Origin of the sequence: Paraburkholderia sp. BR10882, from assembly GCF_040948855.1 — a bacterium.
GTDB classification, from domain to species: domain Bacteria; phylum Pseudomonadota; class Gammaproteobacteria; order Burkholderiales; family Burkholderiaceae; genus Paraburkholderia; species Paraburkholderia nodosa_A.
In genome coordinates this window covers 1-379 of record NZ_JBFPKP010000072.1, presented here as the reverse complement: position 1 = coordinate 379, position 379 = coordinate 1, and the positions used below count along the sequence as shown (strand labels likewise).

The 379-nt window shown below is 57.5% G+C and carries 1 pseudogene; it reads left to right on the top strand.

What is annotated here, in order from left to right:
• Positions 1-255, top strand: a pseudogene (locus AB3X99_RS40955) (DDE-type integrase/transposase/recombinase); the annotation flags it as partial.
• Positions 256-379 lie beyond the last annotated feature (124 nt).

Below are 379 nucleotides of genomic sequence, written 5' to 3'. Positions count from 1 at the left end.
GAGACCTATGTCAAGGTCAAAGGCCATTGGAAATATTTGTACCGTGCCGTGGACAAAGCGGGCAACACGGTGGATTTCCTGCTGTGCGCCCATCGGGACAAGGCCGCGGCGCGCCGCTACTTCGAGATGGCGATTGAACAGAACAGCGAGCCCGAGACAATCACCGTGGACAGGAGCAGCGCCAATCTGGCTGCGCTTGAAGCGCTCAAGGCCGAGCGCTTAACGCCGATCAAGGTCCGGAAAAACAAATACCTAGACATCATGTATGGACCTGCCGCACCTCAAGGGACGCGGATTAAGCTTGAGGTGGGCTACACCGCGGCTCAGAGCCGCATTGAGGGGGCAGGTCATGAACAAGTTTAGCAAGTACGTGGGCCTG